The sequence below is a fragment of the Phenylobacterium sp. genome, from assembly GCF_036563385.1.
Taxonomy (GTDB): Bacteria; Pseudomonadota; Alphaproteobacteria; order Caulobacterales; family Caulobacteraceae; genus Phenylobacterium.
The window spans coordinates 47,811-63,180 of record NZ_DATCML010000008.1 but is presented as its reverse complement, the minus strand read 5'-3'; the positions used below and the strand labels follow the sequence as shown (position 1 = coordinate 63,180).

The window sequence follows — 15,370 nt, the reverse complement described above, 5'->3', positions numbered from 1 at the left end:
AGGCCCAAAGCCCTACAATGGAAAAGGAAATGGGCGCGGAAAAGAGCGAGCCGCGCCCTCAGTTGGGGAGGATGTGTCTTAGAACCGGTAGCGGGCCCCGACGTAGAAGATCCGGCCGTTCTTGTAGTAGGCGCGCGGCCGCGACTCCGTGCCGGAGTAGTACTTCAGGGTCTCGTCCGTCAGGTTCACCGCATCGGCCGTGAGCGCGATGTTGTCCGTCAGGTTGACGCTCACCGAGGCGTCCAGCGAGGTAACCGAGGCGCTGTTCAGCTGGGCCGCCCGGTCGATGTCCACGAAGAACTTGGACCGGTAGTTGTAGGACAGCCGCGCGCTGATCCGCTCGTTCTCGTAGAAGCCGGTCAGGTTCCAGCTGTGCTTCGAGTTGCCGGGGATCGGGTCGCCGTTGTTCGCCTTGGCGTCGGAGTAGGTGTAGTTCGCCTGCACGCCGAAGCCGTTCCACAGCGGCTGGGTGATCGCCGCCTCCAGGCCCTGGTTGCGCCCGCCCGGGCCGTTCACCGGCCGGGTCACGTCGAAGCGGCAGTTGTAGAGCGCGCCGCTCACCGGGGTGCAGCGGGTGAGGTCAGGCGTGTTGGTCTCCACGCGCTGCATCTCTTCGGCCGTAGCGTTCACCAGGTAGGACTGGATGTCCTTGTAGAACACCGCCACCGACAGCAGCGACTGGGGCGCGTAGTACCACTCGGCCGAGATGTCGAACTGGTTGGCCCGATAGGGGTCCAGCTGCGGGTTGCCGCCCGTTCCGGTGAAGATCGACGGCGTCAGCGAGATCTGCGGGGCGATCTTGGCGTAGTCCGGCCGGGCCATGACCCGGGCCGCCGCCACGCGCACCACCAGGTCCTCCGACAGGTCGAAGGCCAGGTTGAAGCTCGGCAGGACGTCCGTGTAGTTGTTCTTGTAGGTCACCGGCGTGATGTCGCCGAACGGGTTCGGCGTGCCGCCGCCCGCGCCGACGACCCAGCCGTCGGCGGTCTGCTTGGTGCGCACCACGCGGACGCCCACGTTGCCGCGGAAGCCCTCGCCCTCGAAGGCCCCCATGACGTAGCCGCCGAAGGCCTTCTCCTCGATGGTGTAGCTGTCGGAGGGCGACAGGAACTTGTAGTCCGCGCTGCCCGGCGTGGACGGGGTCCACTCCACCAGGGTCTTCGACAGCAGCAGGGCTTCCAGCGCCCTGCGGTCCACCTGGCGGTAGGCCGAGAGCACGCCCGCGCCACGGATGCCCTTCAGGTAGTCCGACGGGGTCACTTCGCCGGCCACGTCGGCCAGGCCGCAGATGTGGCCGCCACAACGCCCGCCGGTCCAGGGATAGAGCGAACCCAGGCGGCCGGCGATGTGCAGGGTCTCGCGTTCGTGGTCGGTGTACTTCAGCCCGGCCTTGAAGCTGGTGAAGGGTCCGACCGCGGCGGTGCGCTCCACGTCGCCGCGAATGTAGAACTCCTCGTCGGTGTTGCCGATGCTGTCCAGCGAGGACCAGCCCAGCTCGTTCAGCGCTGCGGCGTTGGTCGGATCGAGGTTGGTGAAGGTCACCCGCGGCGGGCCTTGGGTCAGGTCGAAGGTCAGCCCCGTGACGCCGATGGTCTCCCAGAACGGCTGGGCTTCGGTCTTGCCTTCCGCATCCGTGTAGCCGACTTGGCCGTGGACCTTCCACGCCTCGTTCAGCTCATAGGCGACGTCCAGGTCGATGGACCGGGTCTCGGTCTGGGCGATCCGGTCGATGGCGTCGAACACCGCCCCGAACCCGCCGGCTTGCGCGAACGTCCCGCGCACCAGCGTGCCGTCGCGCACCTCCGTGCCGGTCAGGCCGGCGCCCGGCGTGCCGAGCGCGCCCACCTTGTTGGACACCCAGGCCATGTAGTTCTGGTTGAAGTTGTCCGCGTCCATGTGGCTGTAGAGGCCGGTCAGGTTGACGTCCAACTGGTCGTTCGGCGCGAACTGCACGCCGAAGTTCACGCCTTCGCGGTCACGGGTCTGCTGGAAGAAGGACGAACCGATCAGCGACGGATAGTCGACCGTGCCGATCGCGCCGCCGAAGTTGTTCGAGCCGTAGCCCAGCACTTCCACGCCGTCGCGGCGCAGGTGCCGCTTCTGCTTCACGAGGCCGACCATGACGCCGAAGGTGTCGTCGGCGTTGCTCCAGCTCAGCATGCCCGACAGCTGCGGATCCCATTTGTCGGCCAGCTCGGTGTAGGCCATCTGGGCCGAGGCCTGGACGGTGAAGTTCGGGAGGTCCAGCGGCCGGCGGGTGACCACGTTGACCACGCCGCCGATGCCGCCCTCTTCCAGGTCGGCCTGCGGGCTCTTGAACACTTCCACGCGGCCGACGATCTCGGACGGCAGCATCAGGAAGTTGAAGCTACGGCTGGCGTTCAGCTGGTCGAGGATGAACCAGTCGGCGGTGGCCACGCCGTGCCCGTTCAGCAGCGTCAGGTTCAGGTTGGGCGCGGTGCCGCGGATCGAGACGCGCTCGCCCTCGCCGAAGTCGCGCTGGATGGTGATGCCCGTCACCCGCTGGAGGCTCTCGGCGACGTTCTTGTCGGGGAACTTGCCCACGTCCTCGGCGGTGATCACCTCGAGCACCGTATCGGCTGCGCGCTTGGCCTCGATGGACTGCTGCAGCGAGGCGCGGATGCCGGTGACCACCAGTTCCTCGACCTCCTGGGCCTGAGCGGCGCTGCTCGCGGCCAGGATGGCGGCCAGGCTGGTGGAGGCCACCAGAAGCTTTCTCTTCACGCCCATGGTTTTTCTCCCCAATGACGGCCGTTGCGGCTCGCCTCCCATGTGACCAATTCCATGCCAATCAGCGGCACGACTCGGGCAAACTCCCCCCAACACACTCGGGATCGGGGCTTAGCTGTGACGGAAAAATGAAAATGCGCAAGCGAAAAATAAGACCAATTCGGGAGCATTAGAAGATTGGTATGGAATTGGTCGCAAGCGTGACCTATATCTCCGGGGCCGCCATGCTGCGGCCCACCACACGGTCGGGGGCGTCGTGCCAGCCTTTGCAGAACTGATCGGGACCCTGGATCCGCAAGCGCGGGGGCCGCTGTACCAGCAGCTCCAGCAACAGATCCGCGAGGCGATCCAGAACCGGGTGCTCAGCCCGGACGAAGCGCTGCCGCCCGAACGGGACCTGGCCGAGGAATTCGCCGTCTCGCGAATCACCATCCGCAAGGCGCTCGACGGCCTGGTGGCCGAGGGCCTGCTGATGCGCCGCCAGGGCGCCGGCACCTTCGTGGCCAGCCGGGTGGAAAAGAACTTCTCCAAGCTCTCCTCCTTCAGCGAGGACATGATTTCGCGCGGCCGCACGCCCCGCAGCGAGTGGCTGAAGCGCGCCGAGGGCGCGGTGACGCCGGAGGAATCCATGGTGCTGGGGCTCAGCCCCGGCTCCGCGGTGTACCGCTTCAACCGCATCCGCTTCGCGGACGACCTGCCGATGGCGCTCGAGTACAGCACGGTGCCGGGCTTCTCCCTCCCGTCGGTCCAGGCGGTGGGCTCGTCGCTCTACGAGGCGCTGGAAGCCGCGGGCCACCGCCCGACCCGCGCCCTGCAGCGCCTGCGGGCGGTGCTGTTCACGCCCGAACAGGCCGGCCTGCTGCGCGTTCAGCCAGGGGACGCCGGCCTGCTGATCGAACGGCGCGGTTTCCTGAAGGACGGCCGGCCGGTGGAGTTCACCCAGTCCTATTACCGTGGCGACGCCTACGACTTCGTGGCCGAGCTCAACGCGCTCACCTCGTAAGCCGGAAGGAGCAAAATTGCCCCACGCGAGCCCCGAGGCGCCCCGCAACGACGCCCGCGCGACCAGCCTGATGGCCCAGGAGGCGGCCGAGGCGCCGCGCGTGATCGCCGACCTCCTGGCGCGCAACGCCGGCCCAGCCCGCGAGCTCGCCGCCGAGCTGCGCCACCGCCCGCCGCGCGCCGTACTCACCTGCGCCCGCGGCTCCTCCGACCACGCCGCCACCTACGCCAAGTACCTGATCGAGACCCGGCTCGGCCTGATCACCGCCTCCGCCGCCCCCTCGGTCAGCTCGGTCTACGGCTCCTCGCCCGACGCCGGCGACGTGCTGGCTCTGGCCATCAGCCAGTCGGGCGCCAGCCCCGACCTGGTCGCCACCGCCGAGGCCGCGAAGGCGGGCGGCGCGCGGCTGGTGGCGCTGGTGAACGCGGCCAATTCCCCGCTCGCGGCCATCGCCGACGCCGAGCTGCCGCTGTGGGCTGGTCCCGAGCTCAGCGTCGCCGCCACCAAGTCCTACCTGGCCGCGCTGGCCGCCGTCGCCCAACTGGTCGCCGCCTGGTCCGAGGACGCGGCCCTGGAGGCGGCGCTTGCCGACCTGCCCGACCGCATGACCGCGGCCGCGCGCCAGGACTGGTCCGCCTGCCTGGAGGTCTTCCACGACGCCCAGAGCCTCTATGTCCTGGGCCGGGGCCCGGGCTTCGCTGCGGCCCAGGAAGCCGCCCTCAAGTTCAAGGAGACCTGCGGCCTGCATGCGGAGGCGTTCAGCGCCGCCGAGGTCCGCCACGGCCCCATGGCCATCGCCCGCGACGGCTTCCCGGTCCTGGTGTTCGCCCAGGACGACCAGACGCGCGAAGGGGTGGAGGCCCTGGCGGCCGAGCTCGCCGCCGCCGGCGCGCGCGTGTTGCTGGCCGGCGGCGAGGCGCCGGGCGCCATCGCCCTCCCCGCCATCGCCGCCGATCCCCTGTTGCAGCCGATCCTGCTCGCCCAGGCCTTCTACGGCATGGTCGAGAGGCTGGCCCGCCAGCGCGGGTTCGATCCCGACCGTCCCCCGGGCCTCGCCAAGGTGACGAGGACCGTCTGATGTCCGTCGCGCTCACAGGCGGCCGGGTCCTCAACGGCCGGGGCTTCGTGGAAGGCCTGGGCGTCGTGATCGACGGCGGCCGCATCACGGCTGTCCTGCCCGAGGCCGAGGCCCTGGGCCGGGCCGACGCGCGATACGACCTGGCGGGCGGCCGCCTTGTCCCCGGCTTCGTCGACACCCAGGTGAACGGCGGCGGCGGGGTGCTCTTCAACGACGACGTCAGCGTCGAGGCCATCGCCGCCATCGGCCAGGCGCACCGCCGCTTCGGCACCACCGGCTTCCTGCCCACGCTGATCAGCGAGGATCTCGACGCTATCGACCGCGCCATGCGCGCTGTCGAACAGGCGATCGCCGCCGGCGTGCCCGGCGTGCTCGGCGTTCACGTGGAAGGCCCTTTCCTCAGCGCGGAGCGCGCGGGCATCCACGACAAGGCCAAGTTCCGGACCCTGGACGATCACGCCATCCGGCTGCTGGGCTCGTTGAAGGCCGGACGGACCCTCGTCACCCTTGCCCCGGAACGCACCCAGTCGGATTGCATCGGCAAGCTGGTGGCGTCCGGCGTGGTGGTGGCGGCGGGCCACACGGACGCCACCTACGAGGAGACCCAGGCGGCGCTCGCCGCGGGGATCGCGGGCTTCACCCACCTGTTCAACGCCATGTCGCCGCTGGCCAGCCGCGCGCCCGGGGCCGTGGGCGCGGCCCTGGAGGACGCCTCGAGCATCTGCGGGATCATCGTCGATGGCCGGCACATTCACCCGGCGGTCCTGCGGCTGGCGCTCCGCTGCAAGCCGGCTGACCGATTCATGCTGGTCACCGACGCCATGCCCAGTGTCGGCCTCACCGAGAAGAGCTTCACCTTGCAGGGCCGCACCATCACCGTGGAAAACGGCGTCTGCGTCGGCCCGGACGGCACCCTCGCCGGCTCCGACCTCGACATGGCCCAGGCGGTGCGCAACACGGTCGAGATGATGGGCGTCGAACTGCCCGATGCGCTCCGCATGGCCAGCCAGACGCCGGCCCAGTTCCTCGGCCTCGACCACGAGCTCGGCCGGATCGCGCCCGGCCTGCGTGCGGATCTCGTCCTGCTGGATGACGCGGGCGAGGTCGTCACCACCTGGATCGGCGGTCAACTTCCCGCGTGAGCCGCATTTGCCGGCTTGATTCCTTATCGACGTTCAGTTTCGCTTGACCCTCATCAAGGAGGCGCCCGGCCGTTCGCCTGACGGTGGACGGGAAAGAGGACGCCCTTGCAGGGAGGCGGCATGAACGCGAGCGCACCTATCTCCAGCCAGGCCGGCGTCGAGCACTTCGACGTCCTGATCGTCGGCGCCGGCATTTCCGGCGTCGGCGCCGCCTACCACATGACCCGGCAACTGCCCGGCAAGAGCTTCGTGGTGCTCGAGGCGCTGGAGAGCTTCGGCGGCACCTGGCTGACCCACAAGTACCCGGGCATCCGTTCGGATAGCGACCTCTACACCTTCGGCTATCGCTTCAAGCCCTGGGTCGGCCCGCCGATCGCCACCGCCGAGGAGATCCTGCGCTACATGGGCGAGGTGATCGAGGAGAACGACCTCGCGCCCCGCATTCGCTACCGCCACCGGATCACCAACGCCGCCTGGTCCAGCGACGAGGGCCTCTGGACCGTCGATGTCCTGCGCGAGGACACCGGCGAGCAGCGGCGCTTCACCACCAACTTCCTGTGGATGTGCCAGGGCTACTACAATCACCAGGAGGGCTACACGCCCGAGTGGCCGGGCATGGCCGACTTCAAGGGCCGGATCATCCACCCGCAGACCTGGCCCGCCGATGCGCAGATCGCCGGCAAAAAGGTGGTGGTGATCGGCTCCGGAGCCACGGCGGCCACCCTGATCCCCAACATCGCCGACGACTGCGCCCACGTGACCATGCTGCAGCGCTCGCCCACCTACTTCGTCCCGGGCCGCAACGCCGACGACCTGGCCGACCAGCTGCGCGAGCTGCAGATCGACGAAACCTGGGTGCACGAGATCGTCCGCCGCAAGCGGCTTTACGAAGGCGCCCTCTTCACCCGCCGCAGCTTCGAGGAGCCCGAGGCGGTGAAGCAGGAGCTGCTGGCCGGCGTCTCGGCCTTCGTGGGACCCGAGATCGCCGCCCAGCACTTCACCCCCCGCTATCGGCCATGGCGTCAGCGGATCGCCTTCGTGCCGGACGGCGACATCTTCCGCGCCGTGGCCGCGGGCAAGGCCTCGGTGGTCACCGACGAGATCGACCGGTTCGTCGAGAACGGCATCCTGTTGAAGTCGGGCCAGGTGCTGGAGGCGGACGTGATCGTCACCGCCACCGGCTTCGAGCTCAGCGTCATGGGCGGCATCCCCTTCCAGGTGGACGGCCAGCCCGTCGACTGGGGCTCTACCGTCACCTACCGGGGCATGATGTTCACCGGCGTGCCGAACCTCGTCTGGGTGTTCGGCTACTTCCGGGCCAGCTGGACGCTCCGCGCCGACCTGATCGCCGACTTCGTCGGCCGGCTGCTGCCGCACATGGACGCCCGCGGCGCCAACAAGGTCACGGTGGCGCTGCGTCCGGAGGACCGCGACATGCCGATCCTGCCGTGGATCGATCCCGAGAACTTCAATCCCGGCTACCTCATGCGCGGCCTGAACCTGATGCCCAAGCGCGGCGACAAGCCCGAGTGGCAGCACACCCAGGACTACTGGACCGAGAAGGACGTCTTCCCGACGCTGGACCTGGACGACGCCGCCTTCGTCTATGAGCGGGCGCGCAAGCCGGCCGTGGCCGCCGAGTAGCTCAGGCCCGGAAGGCCTCCCAGAGCAGCTGGACGCCCACCAGGGCCATGAGGATGTAGATCAGCGTGTAGAAGCGCTCGGCCTGCACCCGCTTGACCAGCCACACGCCGGCGAACGTGGAGGCGATCGCCACCGGCATCAGCGCGGCCGCCGTCAGCAGGTTGGCGGCCGTGAACTGCCCAAGCGCTAGGTAGGCGGGGACCTTTATCCAGTTCACCACCGCGAAGAAGATGGCGGTGGTGCCGATCAGGCTGGCCGGCGAGAGCCCGCGCGGCAGCACCCACATCTGGAACGGCGGGCCGCCCGCGTGGGCGATCTGGCTGGTGAAGCCGGCGGCGACGCCGAACAGCCCTCCGACCCAAGGCGGCGAGTTGGCCGGCGCGGCGATCCGCCCGCCGCGGGAGAGCCACAGCCGGTGCGCTGCGAAGAGGATCGAGATCGCCCCCAGGACGGCCAACACCGCCACGGACGACACCTTCGCCGCCAGCAAGTAGCCGGCGACGATGCCGACCACGGCGCCCGGCAGCATCACCGCCAGCACGCCGCGGTCCCAGTCCCGGCGGAAGGCCCAGACGCTGACCATGTCCTGCACGATCAGGATCGGCAGCAGGATCGCGGCGGCCTGCACCGGCGGGACCGCCAGCGCCAGCAGCGGCATGGACATGGCGCCCACGCCTGAAAACCCGCCCTTTGCCAGCCCCATCAGGACCACCGCGGGGATGGCCAGGGCGTAGAAGAGCGGGTCGGTGAGCATCCCGCGGGCCTAGCCGCCGCCGGCGCTGCGGGCAATGCCCGGGCGCGGAAGCCGCCTGGCGCAGGTCCAGCGCTTCTACGGCCGGCTCCAGAATTTCCGGCGCAAGGGAACTCCCACCACGGCGGTAGAGATCAGGCTCTGCGTACGAGGACCCTCGTCATGGCCCAGGGCCGCCCTTCCCGCTTCATCGGCAGCTTCGGCTGGCAGGTTCTGGCCGGCATGGTCGTGGGCCTGACGCTGGGGCTCCTGGCCCGCAGCCTGGGCGCCGACAAGGGCGAGCCGGGTTTTGCGCTCGCCGAGACCCTGAGGATCATCGGCTCCAGCTTCGTGCAGCTCCTGCGGGCGCTCGTGCCGCCGCTGGTGTTCACCGCCATCGTCGCCAGCATCGCCAACCTGCGCGAGCTGCAGAACGCCGCCGGCCTGGTCTGGCGGACCCTGCTGTGGTTCGCCGTGACGGCCCTGATCGCCGTGCTGATCGGGATCGGGCTGGGGCTGGCGCTGCAGCCCGGCCTGCACGCCGGCGTCGCCGCCGAGGCGGCGCACGCCCCGTCCACCACCGGCGGCTGGCTCGACTTCCTCACGGGCCTGGTGCCTGGAAATTTCCTGGGCCTCACCGCCTCCACCAAGCTCGCCGACGGCTCGGCCACGACCGCGGTCTCGTTCAACGTCCTGCAGATCCTGGTGATCTCGCTGGCGATCGGCGCAGCCGCGCTCAAGGCCGGCGAGGCCGGGCGCGCCTTTCTGGATTTCAACGCCTCGGCGCTCGCCGTCATCCGCAGGGTGCTCTGGTGGGTGATCCGGCTGACGCCCATCGGCACGGTGGGGCTGCTGGGCACGGCCGTCGCCAAGTACGGCTGGGATGCGCTGGGCCAGCTCGGCCAGTTCGCGCTCGCGGTCTACATCGGCCTGGGGCTGGTGCTCTTCGTGGTCTACCCGGCCCTGCTCGCCGGCCACGGCCTCAGCCCGCTCCGCTTCTTCCGCGCCGCCTGGCCGGCGATCCAGCTCGGGTTCGTCTCCCGCTCCTCGATCGGGACCCTGCCGGTGACCGAGGCGGTCACCGAGACCGGCCTCGGCGTACCGCGGGCCTACGCCGCCTTCGCCGTGCCCCTGGGCGCCACCACCAAGATGGACGGCTGCGCGGCCATCTACCCGGCCATCTCGGCGATCTTCGTGGCCCAGTTCTTCGGCGTGCCGCTGGGCCTGACCGACTATCTGCTGATCGTCTTCGTCTCGGTGATCGGCTCGGCCGCCACCGCGGGCCTGACGGGCGCCACGGTGATGCTGACCCTGACGCTGTCGACCCTCGGCCTGCCGCTGGAGGGGGCGGGGCTGCTGCTGGCCATCGACCCGATCCTGGACATGGGCCGCACGGCGGTGAACGTCGCCGGCCAGGCGCTGGTCCCCACCGTGGTGGCCAAGCGGCAGGGCCTGCTCGACCGCACCGTCTACGACGCGGCGGGCGCGCCCGCCGACATTGCCCGGGCCGCGCCGACCCCCGCCTGAGCGCCGGGCGCCTTGTAGGCGCGGATGAAGGCCGCGCAGATCTCCTCGGTGACCTTCGGCAGGTCCGCCGGGTTGCACTCTGCGCCGCCCATGTGGTGCTGGTGCAGGATCGCCAGCAGCAGCGGCGAGAGCAGCATCAGGGCCGCTGGCCGCGTGTCGGTGTCGATCATCTCGCCACGGGCGATGTGCAGCCGAAGTCGGGCCTGCAGGGTGTCGATGGCGGGATCGACGATATGCGTCAGGGCGGCTGGCCCGATCTGGGCGTCCAGCAGGCCTTCGGCGATGCTGACGGCGAACACGTCCCCCAGCCGCACCTCGCGCGGGATCTGCACCGCCATCAGCAGCGAGAAGGCGAACTCGCGGATCGCGGCCTCGAAGGGCTGCTCCGTGAACGCCAGCATCTCCAGCCGCTTGCCGCCCGCTTCCCGATAGGCCTCCAGGATCGCCGTCATCACCTCGGCGCGACCGCCGAAGTAGTGGCGCAAGGTGGGCACGGTGACGCCCGCCGCCTCGGCCAGCTGCCGCAGGCTGGGGCGCGCGGTCTCCCGCCGCATGATCCGCCTGGTCATGCGGTCGAGAAGAGCAGCCCTCTTCTCGGCATAGTCTGAATCTCGCGCGCCCTTCGGCCTCGGCACCCCGACTCCCCTTCCGTGACGGCTACCTACCTCGGAAGTTTGATTTCGACCAATGCGGCGTCTGGACCCCGCATTCTTTATCTCTAGTATAACAGGGAATGCTCCAGCGCGCCCCCACCTATGATGTCCTGCTGGTCGGCGGCGGCCTGGCCAACAGCCTGATCGCCCTCGAGCTCCGCCGCCGCCACCCGGACCTTCGCGTCGCCGTCCTGGACCCCGCCCCGGAGCCCGAGCCGCACACCTGGTGCCTGTTCGAAACGGATACGACGCCGAGTCACTGGACCGACCTCGCGCCCCGGCTCGATCACGTCTGGCGCGGCTACGAGGTCGGCTTCCCGGCCCACGCCCGCGGCCTCAGCACGACCTACGGCTGCCTCACGAGCCCCACCCTGCGCGCCGCCGTCCGCAAAGCCCTCGGCCCCGACCTGCTGCGGGGCGAGGCCCGCCACCTCGCCCCGGACGCCGTCGTCCTCGCCGACGGCCAGACCCTGCACGCCCCCCTGGTCATCGACGGCCGGGGCCCGAGCCCCTCGCCCCACCTCGACATCCGGTTCCAGAAGTTTCTCGGCCTCGAGCTGCAGCTGAAGCGGCCCCATGGGCTCGACCGCCCCACCGTCATGGACGCCACCGTCCGGCAGACCGACGGCTTCCGCTTCTTCTATGTCCTGCCGCTCGGCCCTGACCGGCTGCTCATCGAGGACACCCGCTACAGCGAGCAGCCCGGCTTCGACCGCCTCCACCTCGAAGCCGAGATCCTGCGCTACGCCCGCGGCGCCGGCTGGTCCGTCGCCGGCGTGACCCGCCGCGAGCAGGGCGCCCTGCCCGTCGCCCTCGGCGGCGACGTGGACGCTTACTGGGAGGAGCCTGGGCGTCGGATTCCGCAGGTTGGCCTCCGCGGCCTCTTCTTCCACCCGGTGACCGGCTACTCCTTCCCCGACGCCCTTGAGGTGGCCGACCTCGTCACGCGCAACGCTCGGCTGGACACCGCCGGCCTCGGTCGTGTGCTCCGCGACCACTCGGTGCGCCTATGGCGGCGCCGCGGCTTCTACCGACTGCTCAATCGCATGCTGTTCACCGCCGCCCGGCCGGAGCAGCGCTACCGGGTGCTGGAGCGCTTCTACCGGCTGCCCGAGCCGCTGATCGAGCGCTTCTACGCCGGCCGCTCCACCTTCGGCGACATGGTGCAAGTGCTGAGCGGCCGCCCGCCCGTGCCGCTGTGGCCGGCGCTGAAGGCGGTTGCGCCCCGCAGGAGACCCGAGCTTGCCTAAGGCCATTGTCATCGGCGCCGGATTCGGCGGCCTCGCAGCGGCCATCCGCCTGCAGTCCATGGGGCTGGACGTCACCCTGCTCGAGGGCCGGGACCGGCCGGGCGGCCGCGCCTATGTCTACGAGCAGGACGGCTACACCTTCGACGCCGGGCCGACGGTGATCACCGACCCGTCCAGCCTGGAGGAGCTGTTCGCCCTCTCCGGCCGGAAGCTCGCGGACTACGTGGAGCTTCTCCCCATCAGCCCGTTCTACCGGCTGTTGTGGGAGGACGGCACGGCCTTCGACTACGTCAACGACCAGGAAAGCCTCGACCGCCAGATCGGCGCCCTCTCCCCGGATGACGTAGCCGGCTACCGCCGCTTCCTCGACTACTCCACCGAGGTGTTCGAGGAGGGCTACCTCAAGCTCGGCCACGTCGCCTTCCTGGATCCCTGGAGCATGGTCCGGGCCGCGCCCCAGCTCGCGCGGCTGCAGGCCTGGCGCAGCGTCTATTCCATGGTCTCCAGCTTCGTGAAGGAGGAGCACCTGCGCCAGGCGCTCTCCTTCCACACCCTGCTGGTTGGCGGCAGTCCGTTTCAGAGCTCCTCGATCTACGCCCTGATCCACGCGCTCGAGCGCAAGTGGGGCGTCTGGTTCCCCCGCGGCGGAACGGGGGCCCTGGTGCAGGCGCTCGCCCAGCTCTTCCAGGACCTCGGGGGAACGCTGCGCCTGGCCACGCCCGCCGACCAGATCCTGACCCAGGGCGATCGCGCCGTCGGGGTGCGGACCGCACAGGGCGAGGTGCTCATGGCAGATCTGGTGGTCAGCAACGCCGACGTCATGCACACCTATGGAACGCTGCTGAAGCATCCCCGCGGCCGACGGATGGCGCAGGGGCTGGGCCGGCGGCGCTTCAGCATGTCGCTGTTCGTCGTCTACTTCGGCCTGAAGCGGCGACACGACCACCTGAGCCACCACACCATCCTGTTCGGGCCCGAGTACAAGGGGCTGGTGGACGCGATCTGCGGGGCCAAGCCGCTCCGGGACGACTTCTCCATCTACCTGCATGCGCCGAGCGTCACCGACGACAGCCTCGCGCCGCCGGGATGCAGCGGCTACTACGCCCTCTCGCCGGTGCCGAACCTGCGCCAGCCGATCGACTGGGCGGTGGAGGGGCCGAAGTACGCCGACCGGCTGCTGGAGAGCATCGAGCGGCGGGCGATACCGGGGCTGCGGGCCGACCTCGACACCCTGCGGATCTTCACGCCGGACGACTTCCGGAGCGAACTGAACGCCCACCTGGGCAGCGCCTTCTCCCTGGAGCCCATCCTGACGCAGAGCGCCTGGTTCCGGGTGCACAACCGCGACGCGGAGATCCGCAATCTCTACTTTGTCGGCGCGGGGACCCACCCGGGCGCCGGGGTGCCGGGGGTGGTCGGGTCCGCCAAGGCCACCGCGGGGGTGATCGCGGAGGACCTGGCGCGGGAGCCGGCCTGATGGACGCTGTCGTCGCCCATTCGGAAGCGGCCATGGAGAAGGGCTCGTCGAGCTTCCGGGCGGCGACGCGGCTGTTCGGGGAGGAGCTGCGGGAGGATGTCTGGCAGCTCTACGCCTGGTGCCGGCGGTGCGACGACGAGATCGACGGGCAGGACCACGGCGGCGTCTCGGCCGAGATGAGCGCGGCGGAGCGGCGGGAGCGGCTCGAGTGGATTCGGCGTCGTACTCACGCGGCCATGGCCGGGGAGCCGGTGAAGGACCCGGCGTTCGTGGCGTTTCAGAGGGTGGCGGCCAAGCATCGGCTGGACGAAGCGTGGCCCCAGGAGCTGCTGGACGGGTTCGCGCTGGACGTTGACGAGGCGAAGTACGCCACTGTCGAGGACCTGCTGGCCTATTGCTGGGGCGTGGCGGGGGTGGTCGGCGTGATGATGGCGCAGATCATGGGCGTGCGCGACGCCGAGGTCCTAAAGCGGGCCCAGGACCTGGGGCTGGCCTTCCAGCTGACCAACATCTGCCGCGACGTGCGGGAGGACGCGCTGAACGGGCGGGTCTACCTGCCGGCCGAGCGCCTGTCGGCGGCGGGCGTGCCCGCGACCGCAGAAGCGCTGCGCAACCCCTTCAACCATGACCAGATTTTCAGGGTGGTGGCGGAGCAGCTGGCGCTTGCGGAGCGGTACTACGCCTCCGCGCGGGTGGGCCTGCGGGACCTGCCTTTCCGGGGCGCCCTGGCAGTGGCGGCGGCGCGGGACGTCTACCGGGCCATCGGGCGGCGCATCCTGAGCCGGGGGCCGGACGCCCTGGCGAGCCGGATGTCCGTGCCGAAGCCGCTGATGGCGCTGCTGGTGGCGCGCGGCGTGCTGGTGGCCCTGTGGAGCCGGGCGGATCGGCTGTTCCCGCGCCCGGCCCGGCCGGCGCTCTGGTCGAAGCTCTAGAGTCTCACTTGCGGAAGTCGCCACCAGGGAACATCGGGCCGCATGTGGTGCTCGTGGTGGCGGCCGAAGTGGAAACAGGCCAGGAGCGAGCCTAGCCAGGGGTAGTCCAGCGAGCGGGTCCGGTGCGCGTCGGCGAAGACGCCCTCCCCTTCGTGCCGGTGCGGCAGCCAGGTGCCGAACACGAACAGCTGCACGGCGGAGAGAATGGCCGGCAGGCCCCAGAAGACGATGAGGTTCGCGACGCCGGCCCCGAGCCAAAGGTACAGGGCGAGCACGGCGGCCACCCGGGCGAACTCGGGCCAGCCGAAGTGGCGGCGGAAGAAGGCGACGAACCACGGCAGCAGGGTGTGCGGCGCCGGGGCGTGGAAGTCGGGGTCGGCGGCCGTCCCAGGCGCCTCGTGGTGCAGGCGGTGGGCGTGGGCGAGCTTGCCGAAGGCGAAGCCCGCATAAAGGCCGACGCACAGCTGGCCTATGGCGGCGTTCAGCCGGGGCCGGCCGGGCGCGAGCGAGCCATGGATGGCGTCGTGGGCGATGATGAACATGCCGGCGCCGAGCCAGGCCTGGGCCGCCACGACCAGCGGCGCCCGGACCCAATCGATGGCGCCCCAATGATGGAAGAAGACGCCCCAGACGTGGAGGCCCAGCCAGCCGCCCAGGATCGCGGCGGCGAGGCCAAGCCCAATCCAGCCCTGGCGGGCCGGGCTCATGTCGCGCGCCGGGCGCGCAGCTGGCCGCGCAGCCGCTCCGGGTCCTGGGCCCAGAGGAACCCGAAGGAGACGGCGCCGTCCCGCTCCTGGCTGATGTGGTGGAGGTGGTGCGCCTGGACGAGCCGCAGCAGGTAGCCGCGGCGCGCCGTCACCGGAAACGGGAAGCGCCGATGCACCAGCCCGTCGTGCACAAGCGCGTAGAGCAGGCCGTAGGCCGTCGCCCCCATGGCCGCCCACCACAGCGGACGCAGGTCCGGCCGGGCCCCGAGCCAGAAGAGGCCGAGCGCCAGGCCGGCGAAGACGAGACCGAAGAGGTCGTTCAGCTCGGGCCCCCGGCCGCCGGGCTCGTGGTGCGAACGGTGCCAGGCCCAAAGCGGACCGTGCATGAGATAGCGGTGCGTGCCCCAGGCGACGGCCTCCATGCCCAGGAGGCCGGTGAGAAAGCTCGCCACCGGGATCATCACGCTCGCCATCGC

General features: G+C 70.3%; 13 protein-coding genes. 8 read left to right on the top strand and 5 right to left on the bottom strand.

Features of this window, described 5'->3' with window-relative positions:
• Nucleotides 1–78: 78 nt before the first annotated feature.
• Nucleotides 79–2,751 carry a TonB-dependent receptor gene (locus VIL67_RS06955; RefSeq protein WP_332048146.1) on the bottom strand — a complete coding sequence of 891 codons (2,673 nt, stop codon included), beginning with the start codon at nucleotides 2,749–2,751 and terminating at the stop codon, nucleotides 79–81.
• A 256-nt stretch (nucleotides 2,752–3,007) separates the two neighbouring features.
• On the opposite strand from VIL67_RS06955, the gene VIL67_RS06950 reads away from it, so the two are divergent.
• The 4 genes from VIL67_RS06950 (at nucleotide 3,008) to VIL67_RS06935 (ending at nucleotide 7,618) form a co-directional block, all read left to right on the top strand.
• Entirely contained in the window at nucleotides 3,008–3,754 is a 747-nt protein-coding gene (locus tag VIL67_RS06950) for a GntR family transcriptional regulator (RefSeq protein WP_332048145.1), read from the top strand.
• A 16-nt stretch (nucleotides 3,755–3,770) separates the two neighbouring features.
• The gene (locus tag VIL67_RS06945) at nucleotides 3,771–4,832 is read left to right on the top strand and encodes an SIS domain-containing protein (RefSeq protein ID WP_332048144.1); all 1,062 of its coding nucleotides are present in this window, start codon (nucleotides 3,771–3,773) and stop codon (nucleotides 4,830–4,832) included.
• Nucleotides 4,832–5,974 (top strand): N-acetylglucosamine-6-phosphate deacetylase, encoded by a 1,143-nt coding sequence (nagA, locus tag VIL67_RS06940; protein ID WP_332048143.1) that lies wholly within the window; start codon nucleotides 4,832–4,834, stop codon nucleotides 5,972–5,974. Before VIL67_RS06945 ends, nagA begins: the two co-directional genes overlap by 1 nt.
• A gap of 120 nt (nucleotides 5,975–6,094) precedes the next feature.
• Nucleotides 6,095–7,618 carry a flavin-containing monooxygenase gene (locus tag VIL67_RS06935; RefSeq protein WP_332048142.1) on the top strand — a complete coding sequence of 508 codons (1,524 nt, stop codon included), beginning with the start codon at nucleotides 6,095–6,097 and terminating at the stop codon, nucleotides 7,616–7,618.
• A 1-nt stretch (nucleotide 7,619) separates the two neighbouring features.
• On the opposite strand, the gene VIL67_RS06930 is transcribed toward VIL67_RS06935, so the two are convergent.
• The gene (locus VIL67_RS06930; protein ID WP_332048141.1) at nucleotides 7,620–8,372 is read right to left on the bottom strand and encodes a sulfite exporter TauE/SafE family protein; all 753 of its coding nucleotides are present in this window, start codon (nucleotides 8,370–8,372) and stop codon (nucleotides 7,620–7,622) included.
• 159 nt (nucleotides 8,373–8,531) lie between these two features.
• Here VIL67_RS06930 and VIL67_RS06925 point away from each other — a divergent pair, with 159 nt between their 5' ends.
• Entirely contained in the window at nucleotides 8,532–9,875 is a 1,344-nt protein-coding gene (locus VIL67_RS06925; protein ID WP_332048140.1) for a dicarboxylate/amino acid:cation symporter, read from the top strand.
• Here VIL67_RS06925 and VIL67_RS06920 read toward each other — a convergent pair.
• A complete protein-coding gene (locus VIL67_RS06920; RefSeq protein ID WP_332048139.1) occupies nucleotides 9,818–10,429 on the bottom strand; it encodes a TetR/AcrR family transcriptional regulator in 612 nt (203 codons plus the stop codon). The two genes, VIL67_RS06925 and VIL67_RS06920, sit on opposite strands and share 58 nt — an antisense overlap.
• 179 nt (nucleotides 10,430–10,608) lie before the next feature.
• Here VIL67_RS06920 and crtY point away from each other — a divergent pair, with 179 nt between their 5' ends.
• From crtY to VIL67_RS06905, 3 genes are read left to right on the top strand one after another with little or no spacing between them, the layout of a single operon-like run.
• A complete protein-coding gene (gene crtY / locus VIL67_RS06915; protein ID WP_332048138.1) occupies nucleotides 10,609–11,778 on the top strand; it encodes a lycopene beta-cyclase CrtY in 1,170 nt (389 codons plus the stop codon).
• Entirely contained in the window at nucleotides 11,771–13,255 is a 1,485-nt protein-coding gene (locus tag VIL67_RS06910; protein WP_332048137.1) for a phytoene desaturase, read from the top strand. The genes crtY and VIL67_RS06910 overlap by 8 nt, the downstream gene beginning before the upstream one ends.
• A complete protein-coding gene (locus VIL67_RS06905) occupies nucleotides 13,255–14,187 on the top strand; it encodes a phytoene/squalene synthase family protein (RefSeq protein ID WP_332048136.1) in 933 nt (310 codons plus the stop codon). The genes VIL67_RS06910 and VIL67_RS06905 overlap by 1 nt, the downstream gene beginning before the upstream one ends.
• Here VIL67_RS06905 and VIL67_RS06900 read toward each other — a convergent pair.
• Nucleotides 14,184–14,894, bottom strand: coding sequence for a fatty acid desaturase (locus tag VIL67_RS06900; protein WP_332048135.1), 711 nt, complete (start codon nucleotides 14,892–14,894; stop codon nucleotides 14,184–14,186). The two genes, VIL67_RS06905 and VIL67_RS06900, sit on opposite strands and share 4 nt — an antisense overlap.
• Nucleotides 14,891–15,367, bottom strand: coding sequence for a sterol desaturase family protein (locus tag VIL67_RS06895; RefSeq protein ID WP_332048134.1), 477 nt, complete (start codon nucleotides 15,365–15,367; stop codon nucleotides 14,891–14,893). Before VIL67_RS06895 ends, VIL67_RS06900 begins: the two co-directional genes overlap by 4 nt.
• Nucleotides 15,368–15,370 lie beyond the last annotated feature (3 nt).

Bases quoted from the DNA above. Each gene is read 5' to 3' on its own strand.
- nagA (WP_332048143.1), top strand. From the start codon at position 4,832: ATGTCCGTCGCGCTCACAGGCGGCCGGGTCCTCAACGGCCGGGGCTTC.
- VIL67_RS06925 (WP_332048140.1), top strand. From the start codon at position 8,532: ATGGCCCAGGGCCGCCCTTCCCGCTTCATCGGCAGCTTCGGCTGGCAG.
- VIL67_RS06955 (WP_332048146.1), bottom strand. From the start codon at position 2,751: ATGGGCGTGAAGAGAAAGCTTCTGGTGGCCTCCACCAGCCTGGCCGCC.
- crtY (WP_332048138.1), top strand. From the start codon at position 10,609: ATGCTCCAGCGCGCCCCCACCTATGATGTCCTGCTGGTCGGCGGCGGC.
- VIL67_RS06935 (WP_332048142.1), top strand. From the start codon at position 6,095: ATGAACGCGAGCGCACCTATCTCCAGCCAGGCCGGCGTCGAGCACTTC.
- VIL67_RS06930 (WP_332048141.1), bottom strand. From the start codon at position 8,372: ATGCTCACCGACCCGCTCTTCTACGCCCTGGCCATCCCCGCGGTGGTC.
- VIL67_RS06905 (WP_332048136.1), top strand. From the start codon at position 13,255: ATGGACGCTGTCGTCGCCCATTCGGAAGCGGCCATGGAGAAGGGCTCG.
- VIL67_RS06920 (WP_332048139.1), bottom strand. From the start codon at position 10,429: ATGCGGCGGGAGACCGCGCGCCCCAGCCTGCGGCAGCTGGCCGAGGCG.
- VIL67_RS06900 (WP_332048135.1), bottom strand. From the start codon at position 14,894: ATGAGCCCGGCCCGCCAGGGCTGGATTGGGCTTGGCCTCGCCGCCGCG.
- VIL67_RS06895 (WP_332048134.1), bottom strand. From the start codon at position 15,367: ATGGCGAGCGTGATGATCCCGGTGGCGAGCTTTCTCACCGGCCTCCTG.